The sequence below is a fragment of the Streptomyces xiamenensis genome, assembly GCF_000993785.3.
GTDB classification, from domain to species: Bacteria; Actinomycetota; Actinomycetes; order Streptomycetales; family Streptomycetaceae; genus Streptomyces; species Streptomyces xiamenensis.
This window is the reverse complement of the sequence record NZ_CP009922.3, coordinates 5,158,461-5,175,280: the sequence shown is the minus strand read 5'-3', so window position 1 is coordinate 5,175,280 and position 16,820 is coordinate 5,158,461. Positions and strand designations below refer to the sequence as shown.

The window sequence follows — 16,820 nt, the reverse complement described above, 5'->3', positions numbered from 1 at the left end:
CGTGGACATGCTCATGTGGGGTGAGGTCCTTTCCTTCGTGGCGGCTTACTTGACGGCTCCACTGGTGATTCCGGACACGATCTTTCGCTGGGCGACCAGGAAGACCACGATCATCGGCAGGCTCATCAGCACCACATAGGCGAAGATGAGGTGCCAGTTGTTGAGGTACAGCTGGGCGCTGGCGACCTGGAAGAGCTTGATCGGCAGCGTGGCGGCGTCGCCTCCGCCGAGCACGAAGAAGGAGTAGAAGACGTCACTCCAGGCGTAGAGCATCACCATGATGGTGGCGGTGGCGATGACCGGGCGGAGCAGCGGCAGCACGATGCGGGTGAAGATCCGCAGCGGCCCGGCGCCGTCCATCCGGGCGGCCTCCTCCAGTTCGTGGGGGATGGCCCGGATGAAGCCCGTCATGAAGAAGATGGCCGTGGACAGGTACATGGCGGTGTAGACGGCGATCATGCCGGGGCGGGTGCCGGCCAGGCCGAGCTGCCGCAGTTGCAGCACGATGGTGATGATGGCCGGGGCAGCAGCAGTCCGCTGATGCACACGGTGTACGCGGCGGTGACCAGCCGGCCCCGGCGGCGCGCGAACACCCAGGCGGCGGCCGCCCCCAGCACGAGGACCAGGACCACCGCCGGGACGATGACCAGCAGGCTGTTGAGCAGGCCGCGCGGCATCTCGCCCTGGCTGAGGGCGTCCGTGTAGTTCTGGCCCGGCTGCCACTGTTGCGGCGGCGCCAGGTCGGGGCGTACGGCCTCGCCCTGCGGCTTGGCGGCGGTGGCGATCACCAGCCACAGCGGTACGCCCACGGCGAGCGCGGCGAGCACGATCACCAGGACCGGCCGGCCCCAGCGCCAGACGCTGGCAGAGGCGTTCACAGCAGCTGCTCCCTCTTGCGCAATCCGGTCACCAGGGGGATGGCCAGGACGACGACCACCAGGAACAGCACCAGGCTCATGGCGGAGGCCTGCGCGTACAGGCCTTGGCCGAAGACGCGGAACATGTAGATGTTCATCACCTCGGTGGCGGCGGCCGGGCCGCCGCCGGTGGTGGCCTGGACGATGTCGAAGGTGTTCATCGAGCCGAGCAGCGAGGTGGTGACGTTGAAGGTGACCGCGGGCGCCAGCAGCGGGAAGCGGATGGCCCAGAACAGCCGCCACGGTCCGGCCCCGTCCGCCCGGGCCGCCTCCAGGGTGTCGCCGGGGATGCCCTTGAGCCCGGCGAGGTAGATCAGCATGGCCAGGCCCATCCACTTCCAGCCGTGGATGGCGGCGACCAGGACGACGGTCCAGGTGGTGCTGCCCAGCCAGGGGATGGTGGTGCCCAGTGCGCTGTTGAGGGCCCCGTCGGTGTTGAGCAGGGCTTGGAAGATGTAGCCGACGGCGAGCGCGGAGATGAGGACGGGGAGGAAGAAGACGGTGCGGAAGAAACGGTTGAAGCGGGTGTCCCGCTCCAGCAGCAGGGCGAGCAGCAGCCCGAAGAGGTTCTGGAAGAACGCGGCGAGCAGGGCGTAGACCAAGGTGGTGCGGATCGCCCGGAAGAGGGTGCCGTTGTCGATGATGCGGCGGAAGTTGTCGAGCCCCGCGTAGGAGATGTCGCTGTGGTATGCGGACCAGTCGGTGAAGGGGTAGACGAAGTTCAGCAGATTGGGCAGCAGGAAGAAGCCGCCGAAGACGAGGACGGCGGGCAGCGCGAACCACCAGGGGTGGTGGACGGCCGCCCCGGATATCCGGCCGGGGGCACGGGCCACGGTGTCGGCCTCCTTTCTCAGAAGCCTGCTGCGCCTTGGGCCTGGGCGATCTCGGAGAATTGGTCGTCGACGAACTGCGCCACCGCCTCGGGGGACTTCTCTCCGTAGATCAGCTCGGCGAGCCCGGTGTGCAGTTCGGGGGCGACGATGGCCTTGGCCTGGAAGACCCCGTGGGCCTGGGGCAGCGCGGCGAGTTGGTCGAGGGCGATGCGCGGCAGTCCGTCGGGGGTGGGGACGGCGGGCTGTACGGAGGTGATCTTGCGGGCGTCGAGATAGTCCGGGTAGCCGGGGCCGAGCCAGTACGCGAGGAACTGGCGGGCGGCGTTCTGCCGCGTCTCGTCGCCGGTGCGGAAGGCGACGACGCCGTTGGCCTGGTCGGGCGAGTACAGGCCGCGGGCGTCGGAGTTGGCCACCGGGAACCAGCCGATGGTCGCGTCGATCTCCGCCGTGGTGTGCTGGGCCTGGAAAAGGGTCTGGAGGGCGGTGACGTTGAGCGCCATGGCGGCGTCGCCCTCCCACAGCGCCTCGGCCTGGCCGGTGAAGGTGCCGGTGCGGTAGTCGTCCTGGGCGAGGCCCGCGCCGAGGAGTTCGTCGCGGTAGGTGGTGATGGCTTCGACGACGACGGGGTCGGTCCAGTGTTCCTCGTTGCGGTTCAGGCCCTCCCACCAGTTGCCGGGGAGGTCGGTGAGCTGGGCCTGCACCTGCCATTGCAGCGGCCACTGGTCCCCGCCCGCCTCGTAGAAGGGCGCCGCGTCCGTACGGTCGCGGACCGTGTGGCCCAGCCGGAGGAGTTCGTCGTAGCTGTGCGGGAAGTCGGCCTCGCTCAGGCCGGCTTCGGCGAAGACCGCCTTGTTGTAGTAGACGCCGAGCATGGCGGGGCTGGAGACGACGGCGGCGAAGCGGGTGCCGTCCAGGACGCCCAGGGATGCCTCGGTGGGGCCGAGTTCGGCCACCCAGGGCTCGTTGTCCAGTGGCAGCAGATGGCGCTGCGGGTGGATGAAGGGCAGCGTGGAGATGCTGGGCTGCCAGAACAGCAGGTCGGGCATGTCGCCGGCGGCGAGCCGGGTGGGCACGTTCTGTTCGTACAGGTCGGGAATGGCCTCGGTGCGTACGCTCGCCCCGGTCGCCGCCTCGAACGCCTCGATGACGGGCGCGGCGGCCGTGGCGGTGGACTGGGCCGTCCAGAGGGTGAGGGTGACGCCGGACAGATCGCCGAGCGGGTCGACCGGCGTCATGCGGGCCGCCTCGTCGGTGTGGTCGATGACGGAGCTGTCGGAGCAGCCGGCGGTCAGGGTCAGGGCTCCGGCGCAGATGAGCGCCAGGGCGGCGGATGTCCTCTTCATCGTGGACTCCTGGGGGCGGGCGGTGGTGCCGGGCGGGCGGCGCCGTACCTCAGCGGGGCGGTCGGGGTGCGGGTCCGGTGCTCTCGCGGATGATCAGCTCGGGCTGGGCGACGGGGTGCGGGGTGACGGGCTCGCCCGCCTCCAGCAGGCCGTGCAGCAGCGCGAAGGTGGCGCGGCCCAGGCCGGTGAAGTCGAGCCGGACGGTGGTGAGGGCGGGAGTCAGATACGCGGAGTGCGGGGCGTCATCGAAGCCGGCGACGCTGATGTCGCGCGGCACGTCGCGGCCGGCCTCGCGCAGGGCGCGCAGCACGCCGAGCGCCAGGGCGTCGTTGCCGCACAGCACGGCGGTCACCTCCGGGTCGCGGGCCAGGCGTTGGCCGGCGGCGTAGCCGTCGGCGGGTTCCCAGCCGGCCGGGCGCGGTTCGGGGATCGGCCGCCCGGCCTCGCGCAGCGCGTCGCGCCAGCCGGCGGCACGCTGGGCCCCGTCGCCGGTGCCGGTGCCGGTGCTGTCGGTGGTGGAGGGGATGGCGAGGTAGTGGACGGTGTGGTGGCCCAGGTCGAGCAGATGGCGCGTCATGCGGTGGGCGGCGGCGCGGTCATCGGTCCACACCCACGGGCTGCCGGGCGGCGGGGTGGTGGCCGGGGTCTCCACAGCGGCCACCACCGGGGCGTCGTCGGGCAGGAGTTGCAGGGCGCGGACGCCGGGGCGGTCGTAGGCGATGACGATGAGCCCGCCGCCGGTGTCGGTGGCGCGTCGCACGGCGTCGCGCACGACCTCGTCCTCCTCCGATTCCAGAACCGCGATGCCCACGGCGAAGGACGCGGCGCGGGCCGCCTCCTCGATGCCGCGGAGGGCAGCGGCGTAGCCGTAGTGGGTGGTGTTGGAGGTGAGGACGGTCAGCGCCCTGGTCCGGCCGCTGGCCAGGGCGTGGGCGGTGGCGCTGCGCCGGAAGCCGAGCGCGGCGACGGCCGCTTCGACCCGGGCGCGGGTGGCCGGGCGCACGCTGGGGTGTCCGTTGATGACCCGGGAGACGGTCTGGTACGACACCCCGGCGGCGTCGGCGACGTCGCGGATGCTGGCGGGGCGGCGGCCGCTCCTTGTGTGACCGGTCACAGGCATGCCAGGATTGTGACCGGTCACACGGGGGCCGTCAAGGAGCGGGAAGCCGCGAACTCACCAGGGGGGATCGCTGTGTCGAGCCAGGAACGGGACGCCGCCGGCCCCGACGACATCACCATCGCGTGGGGCCACACGGCGCTGACGGCGGAGTTCGCGGCCGGGCCGGACGGGGTACTACGGACGGTACGGCTGGGGCCGCCGGGCAACGCGCCGGCCGTCCCGCCCGGCACCGCGCTGCCGGTGGTGGAGCTGCTGGCGGCGGGCACGGGCACCGAGTGGGCGGGACAGCGCGGCATCGACACGGCGGTGGGCCGGCGGCTGCGGCTGCGCTCGCACCGGACGGAGACCGTGGGACCATGGCACCGGCTGCGTCTGAACCTGGCGGACGAAGTGAGCGGGCTGGCCGTCACCTTGCTGCTGGAGTCCCCCGAGGGGACGGCGGTGGTGCGCGGCTCGGTCACCGTGACCAACGAGGCGTCCGAGGTCCGCACGCTGTACGCGGTCTCCTCCCTCACCCTGGGCGGGCTGCCGGACCCCGCCGACCTGGACCTGCACTGGGCGGAGAACGACTGGCTGGCCGAATGCCGCTGGCGGAGCGAACCGCTGCGCCGCCGGGTCCCGGACCTCAACCACGCCCTGCACCGGCAGGACGCGCGCGGCCGGGTCGCGTACAGCAGCCGGGGCAGCTGGCCGACCGACGGTCATCTGCCGATGGGCGCGCTCACCGGGAGGCCGGACGCGGGGCCGGACGCCGCCGGGGCGGCGTGGCTGTGGCAGATCGAGTCGCCCACCGGCTGGATCTGGGAGAGCGGCGAACGCGGGGCCGCCGGCTATCTGGCCCTGTGGGGGCCCAGCGACACCGAGCACCAGTGGAGTGAACGGCTCGCCCCCGGAGCCTCTTTCACGACCGTGCCGGCCGCGCTCGCCCTCTCGCGCGCCGGGTTCGAGGGCGCGCTGGCCGAACTGACCGCGTACCGGCGCGTGCTGCGCCGGCCGCACCCGGACCACGCGGCGCTGCCCGTCGTCTTCAACGACTACATGAACACGCTGAACGGCGATCCGACGACCGCGAAGCTGCTGCCGCTGATCGACGCGGCGGCCACGGCGGGCGCCGAGTACTTCGTCATCGACGCCGGCTGGTACGACGGCGACGCCGGGGGCTGGTGGGACACGGTCGGCGCCTGGCAGCCGGCCGCCGCCCGGTTCCCCGGGGAACGCGGCATCCACGAGGTGCTGGACCGTATCCGCGCCCACAACATGGTGCCCGGGCTGTGGCTGGAACCCGAGGTGATCGGCGTGCGCAGCCCCATTGCCCCTACCCTGCCGGACGCCGCGTACTTCGCGCGGGACGGCGTACGGGTACGGGAGAACGGCCGCTTCCAGCTCGACCTGCGCCACCCGGCGGCGCGCCGCCACCTGGACGCGACGGTGGACCGGATCGTCGGCGCGTGGGGAGTGGGGTACCTCAAGCTGGACTACAACATCTCCGTGCCGCCCGGCACCGACACCGGCGGCACCACCAGCCCGGGGGCCGGTCTGCTGGCGCACGCCCGGGCGTATCAGGACTGGCTGCACGCCGTACTGGAGCGCCATCCGCGTCTGGTGATCGAGAACTGCGCCTCGGGCGGCATGCGGATGGACGGCTCGTCGCTCGCGCTGACACAGCTGCAATCCACCAGCGACCAGCAGGACTTCCTGCGCTACCCGCCGATCGCGGCGAGCGCCCCCACGGCCGTGCCGCCGGAACAGGGCGCGGTGTGGGCCTATCCACAGCCGGAGTTCACGGACGACGAGATCGCCTTCACGCTGGCCGGGGCGCTGCTGGGCCGGATCCATCTGTCCGGCCACCTGAACCGGATGACGTCCGGTCAACTCACCCTGGTGCGGGAGGCGGTACGGGTCTACCAGGGGCTGCGGGCCGACCTGCCCGGTGCGGTGCCGTTCTGGCCGCTGGGCCTGCCGGACTGGGAGGAGCCCTGGCCCGCGCTCGGTCTGCGCGCGGCCGACGGCACCACGTACCTGACGGTGTGGCGCCGCGGCGGCGGCCCGGTGCGGACCCTGCCGCTCCCCGCGTGGCGGGGCCGCGCGGTTGAGCCCGAGATCCTGTACCCGGCCGCCACCGCGGGAACGGTCGCCTGGTCGGCACCGGAGGGCGAACTGACCGTCACCCTCCCCCGCGCCCCGGCCGCCCTGCTGCTGCGCCTGCGGGCACGATGACCACGGTCCTGGTCAACGGCCTCCCGGGCGCGGGCAAGACCACCCTCGCCCGGGAGCTGGCCGGGCGCCTCGGGCTGCCCCTGTTCAGCAAGGACACCGTGAAGGAGACCCTGGCCGACAGCCTCGCCCCGCTGCGCCCGACCGTTACCGGGTCTCTTGCAGAAAGCCCCGGCGTTCGACAGCCCCCGCTTCCTGCGGAGGGCTGAGAAGAAGCTCAAGAGAATGCGGAAGACCTTGAGCCGCAAGGCCAAGGGCAGCAACAACCGCGCCAGGGCACGGGCCGGGGTCGCACGCCAGCACGCCCGTGTGGCGGACCGGCGACGCGATTGGCTGCACAAGCTCTCCACGGACCTGATGCGCGACAACCAAGCGATCTATGTGGAAGACCTCGCAGTCAAGGGCCTGGCCCGTACACGCCTGGCCAAGTCCGTGCACGACGCGGGCTGGTCGATGTTCGTTGCGATGCTGGACTACAAGGCCGTCAAGCGCGGCCGGTACTTCGGCAAGATCGCCGTTTCGAGCCGACCTCTCAGGTCTGCTCGGCCTGCGGCGTCAAGGACGGCCCCAAGCCCCTGTCGGTCCGTGAGTGGACCTGCCAGGAGTGCGGGACCGTCCACGACCGCGACGTCAACGCCGCACGCAATACCCTGGCCGCCGGACGGGCGGACAGGCCAAATGCCTCGCAGAGCGCCGGTAAGACCAGGACGAAAGTCCCGGCACAGCGCGTTGAAGCAGGAAGCCGCCGGAAGGGTCAGACGACCCAGGCCGGAATCCCCGACCTTTAGGCCGGGGAGCACGTCAAAGGCGAGCGGTGAGTTTCAGCTCGACCAGCAGTTCGGGGAAGGCCAGGCGGGGGGTGCCGATCATGGTGCTGGCCACCTGGGGGTCGGGGCGGCCGTACGCCTCCTTGCGCACCGGTCCCGCCGCGGCGTCGGCGGCGGGCACGTCGACGGCGTAGATGACCTCGTCCACCACATCGTCCAGCGATGCGCCGAAACGCTCCAGCAATTGGGCCGCGTTGGCGTAGCACTGGCGCAATTGGGCGCCGGTGTTGGTGACATCGGTGACCTTTCCGGTGGCATCGACCGGGGCCGGGGCGACGAGTTGCGGTCCGTCGTGCGCGACCTGTCCGGAGAGGTAAATCGTGTCACCGTGCTGGACCGCCTGGACGTATCCATAACTCTCCTCCCAGGGGACGTGGTGGATTTCGGTGCGGCGTGCGGGAGTCATGGGGCTCCGATCGTGCGGACGGAATCGCTTCGGGATGTACGGAAACCGTAGGAGCGCCGGGTCGGGGCACACCAGCGGCGGCCGTGCCACGGGGCGCAAGGATCGTGCCGCGCTCCGGGGCTGTCACTCCGCCCCCCGTACGCTGGGCCGGGGGCGGGCCGACCGGGGAGGATCGTTGGGGACCACGGAAGAGACGCGGAGCGTGGCGATCCTCGCGGTGCCGCGCGCGTACACGCTGGACATCGGCATCGCCACGCATGTCTTCGGCCGGCACCCGGGTTACCGGGTCCTGGTGTGCGCCGAGGGCACCGAGGACGCCGACCCAGACCCCGGCACGCCGTTCGCCGGCACCGCCACCGGCCTCGGCCCCGCGCACCCGCTCTCGGCGGCGGAGAGCGCCGATGTCGTCGTCGTGCCGGGTTATGACGATCCGCTGCTTCCCCTTCCCTCCTCCTATGCGAGAACGCTGCGCATCGCGACGGAAAGGGGAGCGCGCATGCTCGCGATCTGCACCGGAGTGTTCGCCCTCGCGGACATCGGAGCACTGAACGGAAGGACCGCGACGACGCATTGGCGGCACACCGCCGAACTGCGGGAGAATTACCCGGAGGTCGGCGTGGCCGAGAACCGGCTGTTCGTGGAGGACGGCCCGTTTCTCACATCGGCCGGCGCGGGCGCGGGAATCGACGCCTGCCTCCACGTCGTACGCGGTGACTTCGGCGCGGCGGTCGCGGACGGTGTGACGAAGGACGTGGTGCTCCCCGCGGCCCGTGGGGCGCAGGAACCGCAGTACGTGGACGGGCCCGTCGCCTCCCGCGAGGATCTGCGGGCGACCCGGGAGTGGGCGCTGGCGCATCTCGGATCACCGCTCACCGTGCAGGGGCTGGCGGAGCTCAGCCTGCTGTCCCGCAGGACGTTCATCCGGCGGTTCGCGCGCGAGACCGGGATGCCGCCGATGCACTGGGTCGCCGTGCAGCGGATACTGCGGGCGCGCCGGCTGCTGGAGACCTCCGGCTGGACCGTGGAGAGGATCGCCCGGGAGACGGGGTTCGGATCGGCGGCGAACTTCCGCACGGCCTTCCGCCGGGAGCTGGGCATGACCCCGAGCGCGTACCGCGCGGCACACGGTGGCGGGCAGGAGTCCGGCGTCCCCAGCAGGTCAACCCGTTGACGCGAGGGATCCCGTGCAGGTGAACCACGCCGGGAATGGCACGTTCGGTGTCCGCGCGATCACTAGGCTCGGGGGTATGGCCAAGCGCTGGGACTTCGAACTCGAACCGGAAGTGCTGGAGTGGGTGCACGCCCTCCCTCCCTCGCAGCATCGCGTGGTCGAGCGGCAGGCCGATCGTCTCGCCGACGCCCCGACCGCGCTGGGGGACCCGTACACCCGGCATCTGGGCGGCTCCCTGCGCGAGTTGCGGTTCGTCCTGGGCAACGAGCCGGTGCGGCTGACCTACTGGCTCGCCCCGGGCCGCCGCATCGTCTTCCTGACGGTGTTCCGCAGGGCCAGGCTGCGCGAGGAGGACCAGATCCGGCGCGCCCGGCAGAAGCAGAAGGAGTGCGGCACCGAGCATCCGCGCTCGCGGCGTTCGGTCATCGCGTGGACGCGGACCGACGCCGGCGGGGGCCGCGGGTACCACGGGAGCTGGCGTATCCCCGACGAGCACCGCGCCGATCCCGCCTATGTGGAGGCCGGGGCGGCGGTCGCGCTGGGGCAGGCCGTGTACGACCGCCGTACGCAGCTGGGCCTGAGCCCGGCCGAGCTGGCGGTCCGGGCGGGTCTGTCGGAGGCGGACATCGAGTGCATCGAGGGCGGCGCGATCGCTCCGGCCGTGTCCTCCCTGCGCACCCTGACGACGGCCCTGGACGCCCGGCTGGATCTGCGCATCGTCTCCGACATGACCACGGTGGAGTTCATCACCCGGGCGGTGTGATCCCCACCCGTTCCGGGACGGCGGCGGCGGCCTCCGCCAGCGCCTTCAGGCCGTGCTGGATCAGCGGGTGGTCCCGGCTGCCCTCGCGGACGCAGGTGAGGATGCGCCGGGTGAGGGCCGGTTCGCCGGTCAGGGGCAGCCGGACCACGGCGTGCTCGGGCGGGGTCGGGGCCATCCTGGGGACCAGGGAGACGCCGAGTCCGGCGCCGACCATCGCCGAGATCGCCATCCAGTCCCGGACGTAGTGCGCGACCTTGGGGGTGAACCCGGCCACCGCGCAGAAGACCACCACCCGCTGATGGTGGTCGCAGCTGCCCGGCGCCGCCAGGATCCACTCCTCGCGCGCGGTGTCCTCCAGCCGTACGCCCTGGATCCCGCCCCGGGTGCGCCGCACCAGCGGGTGGCCGGCGGGGACGAGCAGGTCGAGCGGTTCGTCCAGCAGGGTGCGCTGGTCGAAGCGGGCGTCGCCGGGGTGCGGGAAGTCCTCGGAGGGGGCGAGTACGGCGATGTCGGCGTCGGTGGCCAGCAGCAGATCGAAACCGGTGGGGGTCTCGCACTCACTCACCTCGATCGTCAGCTCGGGGTTCGAGGCGCGCAGCAGAGCGGCGGCCGGGGCGATCAGCGCGGCGACGGCGCTGGGGAAGCCGCACATCCGCAGCAGCCCCGAGGTTCCGGAGCGGTAGGACTCCAGTGCGGCTTCGGCCCGCTCCCAGCGGGCGACCATGGCGTCTCCGTGCTCGATGACCACGTGCGCCGCCCCGGTGAGCCGGATGCGGCGGCCCTGCGGCTCGATGAGCCGGACCTTCAGTTCGCGGGAGAGTTCGCGCAGATGGTGCGAGACGGCCGAGGGGGTCAGATGGAGGGCCGCCGCGGCGGCGGTGACCGTGCCGTGCTGGTGGACCGCCCTGAGCACCTGGACCCGTCGCAGATCAATCATGCAGTGATTGTGCACATACACCCGGAGAAACATTCAATGGACGCGAACGGTCGAACCGTCCAACACTGGTGCCATGACCACCTCAGTGAACCGTGCGACACAGGCCGAAGAGACCGTGATCTCCCGCCACCTGACCAGCGAGGGCACCGTCGTGTGGACCCGCGACACCGAGGGCCGCCCCCGCATGACGCTCTACCCGCACTCCCCCGGCGCCCGCCCCCGCACGACCGCCGGCGGCACCGCGCACGACGGCGGCCGGCGCAACTGAGCCGTCAGCCGCCCAGCCGCGCCAGCAGTCCGGGCAGGGCGCTCAGGGTGGTGATCCGGTGCGGGGGCACCTCGGCGGCCGTGCCGGACTCCCCACGATCCAGCCAGATCCCGCACAGCCCGGCTGCCGTCGCGGCCTGCGCGTCCGTGATCCGCTGGTCCCCGACGTACGCCACCTCATCCGGAGACAGGCCCAGCGCCTCGCAGGCCGCCGCGAACGCCTCGGGCGCCGGCTTGGCGTGGCCCAGCTCCTCCGAACACAGCAGCATCTCGAACCGGTCCCTGACGCCCAGCCTGCGCAGCTTGTCGTCCTGGTGGGCGAGGTTGGAGTTGGACAGCAGCCCGTGCCGGTAGCCCGGGGTGAGCGCGTCCAGCGCCGGCAGCACGTCCGGGTACAGCCGCCAGGCGGCCCGCATCCGTACGCTGAACCGGTCGAACCACTCCTGCGCCGCCCCGTCCGGAAGGCCGGGGTCGCGCAGGAAGGCGCGCACCCGCTCCCGGCGCTGCTCGGCGAAGGCCAGTTCGCCCGCCAGATAGCGGTCGTAGTGCTCGCGCATCAGCGCCGTCCACCGCGCCACCTCGGCCGCGGTGGCGGGCAGCCCCTCGGCCGCGAAATGGGCGAGCGCGCCCGCCTCGTTGGCGCCGGTGTAGTCGAAGATCGTGTCGTCGATGTCCCACACGACGGCCCGGATGCCCGCACCTGTCAGCATGTCCGGGACCGTACCATCGGCCTGTGCGCTTCCTGACGTGGAATCTGTGGTGGAGGTTCGGTCCCTGGGAGCGGCGGCAGGCGGCGATCACGGCCGTGCTGCGCGCCGAACAACCCGATGTGTGCGGGCTCCAGGAGGTGTGGAGCACCGCGGAGGGGCATCTGGCGGAACACCTCGCGGCGGAGCTTGGCCTGCATCTGGCCTGGGCCCCGGCGGCGCTGCCCCCGCACTGGAGCGAGCGGATCCCGGCGTCCGCGCCGCCCGGCCTCGGGGTGGGGCTCGCCGTGCTCAGCCGGTGGCCGATCGAGGAGTCGGCGGTGCTGCCGCTGCCGCGCGGGGACGGCCCCGACGAGGGGCGGGTGGCGCTGTACGCGCGGATCGCCGCGCCCGGCGGCCCGGTGCCGTTCTTCACCACCCATCTGCACTCGGGCCCAGCCGGTTCCGGGGTGCGGTGCGCGCAGGTACGGGCGCTGGCCCGGATGGTGGCGGACCGGCGCGGCGGCGGGGCGTTCCCGCCGGTCATCACGGGCGACTTCAACGCGGAGCCGGACTCCGACGAGATCCGGCTGTTCGGCGGGCGGCTGACGGCGCCCGCGGTGCCGGGGCAGATGCTGCTGGACGCCTGGCGGTACGCCGAGCCGGGGCAGCCGTCGGCCACCTGGGACACGGCCAACCCCTATCTGGCGGGCGGTCTGGGGCTGAACATCCGGGTCGACTACATCCACACCGGGCTGCCGGCCGCGGACGGCACCGGCCGGGTGCGCTCGGTGCGCCGGGCGGGGGACGGGCCGGTGGACGGGGTGTGGCCCTCGGACCATCTCGCGGTGGTGGCCGAGCTGGAGGCGTAGGCGGCCGGGGGCGTGCCCACGGTGGCGGTGAAGTCCCGTACGGTCCCGATCCGGGACCCGGCCCGGCACCGGCCCCGCCCGCACCCCAAGAATGGTCAGATGACTCTATCGATACGGGAGATGACCGAGGCCGACACCGACGACGTGGCCCGGCTCCGGGTCCTGGGCTGGCGGCACGCCTACCGGGGCATCATGCCGCGGCCCTACCTCGATGACCTGGACCCGCTGCCGTTCGCGGCGGGGCTGCGGCGGGGACTCGCCGGGGCCACGGCGCGCACCGGCCATCTGGTGGCGTCGGGGCCCGGGGAGCCCGGTCGGATCATCGGCTGGGCCTGCCAAGGCCCCTACCGCCCGCACGAGGCCGGCTGGGGCGAGGTGCGCGCCCTGTACGTCCACCCCGGGTTCATCGGCACGGGCGTCGGCCGGGCCCTGCTGGAGGCCGCCACGGCCCGGCTGTCCGCCGACGGGCTCCCCCGCGTCCGGCTGTGGGTGGTGCGCGGCAACATGCGGGCGCTCCGCTTCTACGAACGCGCCGGTTTCGCCCCCGACGGCGCCGAACAGTCCGAGGAGATCCAGGGCGTCAGCGTCGCCGAACTGCGGTACGCACGGGGCTGACGGCACCGCATCGGCAATGGTCAGCGGGGGGCGGGGGGATGGAGTACGTTCGCTTGCATGGTTCAGCCCGTGAAGTCCGACCGTCCGCAGATCTCCCAGCGCCTGAAGGTGCGCCGGGCGCTGGCCGCCGCCGCCATGGAGCTGTTCGCGACGAAAGGGTACGCGGCCACCACCGTCGACGAGATCGCCGCGACCGCCGGAGTGGCCCGCAGAACCTTCTTCCGGCACTTCCGTTCCAAGGAAGAGGCCATCTTCCCGGACCACGACGACACCCTGGTGCGTGCCGAGGAGGTCCTGGAGGCGGCCCCCGAGCGGGAGAACCCGATCGACACGATCTGCCGGGGCATCAAAGAGGTCATGAAGATGTACGCGGCCTCCCCCGCCCTGTCGGTCGAGCGCTACAAGCTGACCCGGGAGGTCCCGGCGCTGCGCGAACGCGAGATCGCCTCGGTCGCCCGGTACGAGCGGCTGTTCACCCGCTATCTGCTGGCCCGGTTCGACGAGAACTCGCACAACGGCGACGAACCGCTGCTCGCCGAGGTGGCCGCCTCCTCCGTGGTGACGGCGCACAACCATGTACTGCGGCGCTGGCTGCGCCGGGGCGGGCAGGGGGATGTGGAGGCGGAGCTGGAGCACGCCTTCACGATCGTGCGCAGCACCTTCGGCGCGCTGCCGGTGTTCGCCGGCGGTGCCACGGCAGCGCCCGCGCCCCCGGTGGCGGCGGCCGAGGTGGCCCCGGCGGGCGGGGGCGGCGAGGTGCTGGTCACGGTGGCCCGTACCGACGCTCCGCTGAACGAGGTCATGCGCACCATCGAGCAGGCCCTGCGCGACTGCCGCCGCTGACTCCTCCACTCCTTTCCCTGCCGCACGTCCCCGTCCCGTCCCCCGCTCTGGAGGCCCGTATGACCGTCCCCGGTTCCCCGGGGCAGCGCCCCTCGCGCTCCCGCCGCTCCGTGCTGGCCGTTCCGGGCAGCAACCCGCGCTTCCTGGAGAAGGCCCAGGGCCTGCCGGCCGACGCCGTCTTCCTCGACCTGGAGGACGCCGTGGCGCCGCTGGCCAAGGAGCGGGCCCGGGACGCCGTCGTCGAGGCGCTCAACGAGGGCGACTGGAGCGGCAGAACGCGCGTGGTGCGGGTGAACGACTGGACCACGCCGTGGACATACCGGGACGTGATCACGGTGGTCGAGGGAGCGGGCGCCCGGCTGGACGCGCTGCTGCTGCCGAAGACACAGAACGCCGAGCAGGTGAAGGCGCTGGACCTGCTGCTGACCCAGGTCGAGCGGACGGCCGGCCTGGAGGTGGGGCGGATCGGCATCGAGGCGCAGATCGAGGACGCCGGCGGACTGGTGAACGCGGACACGATCGCGGCGGCCTCACCCCGGCTGGAGAGCCTGGTGTTCGGCCCCGCCGACTTCATGGCATCCATCAATATGAAGTCACTGGTGGTCGGCGAACAGCCGCCGGGTTATCCGGCGGACGCCTATCACTACATCCTCATGCGGATTCTGATGGCGGCCCGCGCGCACGGACTCCAGGCGATCGACGGCCCCTATCTCCAGATCCGCAATCCCGACGGGTTCCGTGAGGTGGCCGGGCGGTCGGCGGCGCTGGGCTTCGACGGGAAGTGGGTGCTGCATCCGGACCAGATCGCGGCGGCGAACGCGATCTACTCGCCCTCCCAGGAGGATTACGACCACGCCGAGCTGATTCTGGACGCGTACGACTACTGGACCTCGGCGGCCGGCGGGGCACGGGGCGCGGCGATGCTCGGCGAGGAGATGATCGACGAGGCGAGCCGGAAGATGGCGCTGGTCCTCGCGGGCAAGGGCCGGGCCGCCGGCCTGGCCCGTACCTCGGCCTTCACGCCGCCCTCCCCCTGAGCACGCGGCCGGCGACGGCGGGTGACGAGGGCCCGCCCGGCGTTGGCCGAGGTTTTACCAAATGATGGCAAGCCGGATCCGCGCCGGCCGCGCATCACGTTGCGCGTGTGGAAACTCACGCTGTGCCGTGGTACATCTCGGAATTCGCCGGGCGATCCAGATTCCCCTCTCCCGTTCGGGCGAGTTCTCCCGTATGGTGGCCAGGGCTGAATGTCCTCTATCTGGGCATTATTGAGACACGCAGATCGACGCCAGAACAGGACTTATGGCCGTACTCGGCCTGCTGGCTTGCCGAGTTACCGTCCGAAGCCGCTAGCATCGGCTTAGTCGCGCCGCTTCGGGATGCGCGGCTTTCCCCGCTACGAAGGTCTCCCATGCCGCTCCGCTCCTCGTCCGTACGCCTCGCCCGCGGCGCCTCGCCGTGGCTGCTGCCGACGGTCGCCACGGCCGCCGTTTCGCTCGCCAAGGCCCGCCACTCCGGACGCTGGGCGGCGGCCGCCGTCCCGGCCACCGCGCTGGCCGCGGGCATGCTGTGGTTCTTCCGCGACCCGGAGCGGGAGATCGGACAGGGCCGGGTGATCTGTCCGGCGGACGGCGTGGTGCAGAGCATCGTGCCGTGGGAGGACGGGCGCACCCGGGTCGCGATCTTCATGAGCCCGCTGAACGTCCACGTGAACCGCGCGCCGGTCGCCGGCACCGTGGCCTCCGTGGAGCACGTCCCGGGCGGTTACGTTCCGGCGTTCGACAAGGAGAGCGAGTTCAACGAGCGCGTCGTGTGGCGCTTCGACAGCGAGCTGGGCGACATCGAGATGGTGCAGATCGCCGGCGCCGTCGCGCGGCGGATCGTGCCGTACGTGCCGCAGGGCTGCAAGGTCGAGCAGGGTGAGCGCATCGGGCTGATCCGATTCGGCTCGCGGGTGGATGTCTATCTTCCCGAGGGCATCGAGCCGGCGGTCGAGGTCGGCGAGAAGACCACAGCGGGGGTGACACGTCTTGACCGTGATTGACCGCGGCGCGCAGAGCGCCTGGGTACCGGAGGCGGACGAGGACGAAGCGGATGAGCTTCCGCTGTCGATGCGACTGTCAATAGCGGACACCCTGACCCTGTCGAACGCCATCTGTGGCTTCCTCGCGGTCTACTTCACCACCACCGGCGTCCTGATCCCGCACCTGACGGGCAGCGGCGACGTCGGAGTGGTACGCAACAACGCGGCCACCGCCGTCCTGCTGATGCTGCTGGCCTCGGTCTTCGACCTGTTCGACGGCCTGGTGGCGCGCAAGCTGCGCAGCTCGCCGATGGGTGCGGAACTGGACAATCTGTCGGACCTGATCAGCTTCGGTCTCGCCCCCGCCTACTTCGTTCTCGTCTGGGGCATGGTGGTGGGCGACGCCCACGAGCCGGTCGCGGCGCTGGCGGCGATCACCGTACTGCTGGCGGTGGTGCTGCGGCTCGCGCGGTTCTCCTGCGTGACCATGCCCGACGGGGTCTTCCAGGGCATGCCCAGCCCCTTCGGGGCGCTGACGGTGGTCTCCATCGTGCTGCTCGAGCTGCCGTTCTGGCCGACGCTGCTGGCGATCGTCGGGGTGGCCTGGCTGATGGTGAGCCGGGTCGAGTACCCCAAGCCGCGCGGGCCACTGGCGGGGGCGATGCTCGCCTGGATCGTGCTGAGCATGGCGCTGCTGACCGCGTGGGCCTTCGACGCGCCGGGCGGTGAGCTGATGCTCCAGACCGGCTGCTCGCTCCAGCTGGTGCTGGGGGCGGTGATCCCGCTGTTCGCCATGGTGCGGCGGGTGTACAACTTCCGCGATCTGCGGCGCGAGGCGCGGGCCGAGGCCCAGTCCTAGCGGACGGTCGGCGGAGAGCGGGTCCAGGGGCCCGGGTGACGTCACCGTCACCCGGGCCCCTGGCGTTCGCCGGGTACGGGGCGGCGCGGGGGCACGGTGGTCCGGGGAGCGTCGCGGCGGCCCC

17 protein-coding genes and 2 pseudogenes are annotated in these 16,820 nt (G+C 72.1%); 12 read left to right on the top strand and 7 right to left on the bottom strand.

What is annotated here, in order from left to right:
• Positions 1 to 45: 45 nt before the first annotated feature.
• The 4 genes and pseudogenes from SXIM_RS28845 to SXIM_RS23780 form a co-directional block, all read right to left on the bottom strand.
• Positions 46 to 878: pseudogene (locus tag SXIM_RS28845) on the bottom strand (carbohydrate ABC transporter permease).
• Positions 875 to 1,750: a carbohydrate ABC transporter permease gene (locus SXIM_RS23790; RefSeq protein ID WP_234306836.1), complete on the bottom strand. Its 876-nt coding sequence runs from the start codon at positions 1,748 to 1,750 to the stop codon at positions 875 to 877. Before SXIM_RS23790 ends, SXIM_RS28845 begins: the two are co-directional and overlap by 4 nt.
• Before the next feature lie 17 nt (positions 1,751 to 1,767).
• Complete coding sequence (locus SXIM_RS23785; protein WP_046725088.1) at positions 1,768 to 3,093, bottom strand: ABC transporter substrate-binding protein; 1,326 nt, start codon at positions 3,091 to 3,093, stop codon at positions 1,768 to 1,770.
• A 49-nt stretch (positions 3,094 to 3,142) separates the two neighbouring features.
• Complete coding sequence (locus SXIM_RS23780; RefSeq protein ID WP_046725087.1) at positions 3,143 to 4,213, bottom strand: LacI family DNA-binding transcriptional regulator; 1,071 nt, start codon at positions 4,211 to 4,213, stop codon at positions 3,143 to 3,145.
• A 72-nt stretch (positions 4,214 to 4,285) separates the two neighbouring features.
• Here SXIM_RS23780 and SXIM_RS23775 point away from each other — a divergent pair, with 72 nt between their 5' ends.
• The 3 genes and pseudogenes from SXIM_RS23775 to SXIM_RS23765 form a co-directional block, all read left to right on the top strand.
• The gene (locus tag SXIM_RS23775) at positions 4,286 to 6,430 is read left to right on the top strand and encodes an alpha-galactosidase (protein ID WP_052385188.1); all 2,145 of its coding nucleotides are present in this window, start codon (positions 4,286 to 4,288) and stop codon (positions 6,428 to 6,430) included.
• Positions 6,427 to 6,636: a P-loop nucleotide/nucleoside kinase family protein gene (locus SXIM_RS23770; protein WP_030730890.1), complete on the top strand. Its 210-nt coding sequence runs from the start codon at positions 6,427 to 6,429 to the stop codon at positions 6,634 to 6,636. The genes SXIM_RS23775 and SXIM_RS23770 overlap by 4 nt, the downstream gene beginning before the upstream one ends.
• A pseudogene (locus tag SXIM_RS23765) lies at positions 6,584 to 7,215 on the top strand (RNA-guided endonuclease InsQ/TnpB family protein); the annotation flags it as partial. The gene SXIM_RS23770 and the pseudogene SXIM_RS23765, both read left to right, overlap by 53 nt.
• Before the next feature lie 13 nt (positions 7,216 to 7,228).
• On the opposite strand, the gene SXIM_RS23760 reads toward SXIM_RS23765, so the two are convergent.
• Positions 7,229 to 7,660, bottom strand: a complete 432-nt coding sequence (locus SXIM_RS23760; RefSeq protein ID WP_046725086.1) for a Rid family hydrolase — start codon at positions 7,658 to 7,660, stop codon at positions 7,229 to 7,231.
• Positions 7,661 to 7,862: 202 nt separating this feature from the next.
• On the opposite strand from SXIM_RS23760, the gene SXIM_RS23755 reads away from it, so the two are divergent.
• Positions 7,863 to 8,831 carry a GlxA family transcriptional regulator gene (locus SXIM_RS23755; protein ID WP_043177240.1) on the top strand — a complete coding sequence of 323 codons (969 nt, stop codon included), beginning with the start codon at positions 7,863 to 7,865 and terminating at the stop codon, positions 8,829 to 8,831.
• A gap of 76 nt (positions 8,832 to 8,907) precedes the next feature.
• On the top strand, positions 8,908 to 9,594 hold the full coding sequence (locus SXIM_RS28735; RefSeq protein ID WP_324604816.1) for a type II toxin-antitoxin system RelE/ParE family toxin: 687 nt from the start codon (positions 8,908 to 8,910) through the stop codon (positions 9,592 to 9,594).
• Here SXIM_RS28735 and SXIM_RS23740 read toward each other — a convergent pair.
• A complete protein-coding gene (locus SXIM_RS23740) occupies positions 9,578 to 10,531 on the bottom strand; it encodes a LysR family transcriptional regulator (RefSeq protein WP_046725871.1) in 954 nt (317 codons plus the stop codon). The two genes, SXIM_RS28735 and SXIM_RS23740, sit on opposite strands and share 17 nt — an antisense overlap.
• 73 nt (positions 10,532 to 10,604) lie before the next feature.
• Here SXIM_RS23740 and SXIM_RS23735 point away from each other — a divergent pair, with 73 nt between their 5' ends.
• Positions 10,605 to 10,799: a hypothetical protein gene (locus SXIM_RS23735; protein WP_148236159.1), complete on the top strand. Its 195-nt coding sequence runs from the start codon at positions 10,605 to 10,607 to the stop codon at positions 10,797 to 10,799.
• Positions 10,800 to 10,803: 4 nt separating this feature from the next.
• Here SXIM_RS23735 and SXIM_RS23730 read toward each other — a convergent pair whose 3' ends face one another.
• The gene (locus tag SXIM_RS23730; RefSeq protein ID WP_030730876.1) at positions 10,804 to 11,508 is read right to left on the bottom strand and encodes an HAD family hydrolase; all 705 of its coding nucleotides are present in this window, start codon (positions 11,506 to 11,508) and stop codon (positions 10,804 to 10,806) included.
• A 23-nt stretch (positions 11,509 to 11,531) separates the two neighbouring features.
• Here SXIM_RS23730 and SXIM_RS23725 point away from each other — a divergent pair, with 23 nt between their 5' ends.
• From SXIM_RS23725 to pssA, 6 genes are all read left to right on the top strand, one after another.
• Positions 11,532 to 12,356, top strand: coding sequence for an endonuclease/exonuclease/phosphatase family protein (locus SXIM_RS23725; protein WP_030730874.1), 825 nt, complete (start codon positions 11,532 to 11,534; stop codon positions 12,354 to 12,356).
• 99 nt (positions 12,357 to 12,455) lie between these two features.
• Positions 12,456 to 12,971 (top strand): GNAT family N-acetyltransferase, encoded by a 516-nt coding sequence (locus tag SXIM_RS23720; protein WP_030730872.1) that lies wholly within the window; start codon positions 12,456 to 12,458, stop codon positions 12,969 to 12,971.
• Between the two features lie 57 nt (positions 12,972 to 13,028).
• The gene (locus SXIM_RS23715) at positions 13,029 to 13,814 is read left to right on the top strand and encodes a TetR family transcriptional regulator (protein ID WP_046725085.1); all 786 of its coding nucleotides are present in this window, start codon (positions 13,029 to 13,031) and stop codon (positions 13,812 to 13,814) included.
• A gap of 59 nt (positions 13,815 to 13,873) precedes the next feature.
• Positions 13,874 to 14,851 carry an HpcH/HpaI aldolase/citrate lyase family protein gene (locus SXIM_RS23710; RefSeq protein WP_030730866.1) on the top strand — a complete coding sequence of 326 codons (978 nt, stop codon included), beginning with the start codon at positions 13,874 to 13,876 and terminating at the stop codon, positions 14,849 to 14,851.
• Positions 14,852 to 15,225: 374 nt separating this feature from the next.
• Positions 15,226 to 15,858, top strand: coding sequence for a phosphatidylserine decarboxylase (locus SXIM_RS23705; RefSeq protein WP_030730863.1), 633 nt, complete (start codon positions 15,226 to 15,228; stop codon positions 15,856 to 15,858).
• Positions 15,845 to 16,696 carry a CDP-diacylglycerol--serine O-phosphatidyltransferase gene (gene pssA, locus SXIM_RS23700; protein WP_030730860.1) on the top strand — a complete coding sequence of 284 codons (852 nt, stop codon included), beginning with the start codon at positions 15,845 to 15,847 and terminating at the stop codon, positions 16,694 to 16,696. Before SXIM_RS23705 ends, pssA begins: the two co-directional genes overlap by 14 nt.
• Positions 16,697 to 16,820 lie beyond the last annotated feature (124 nt).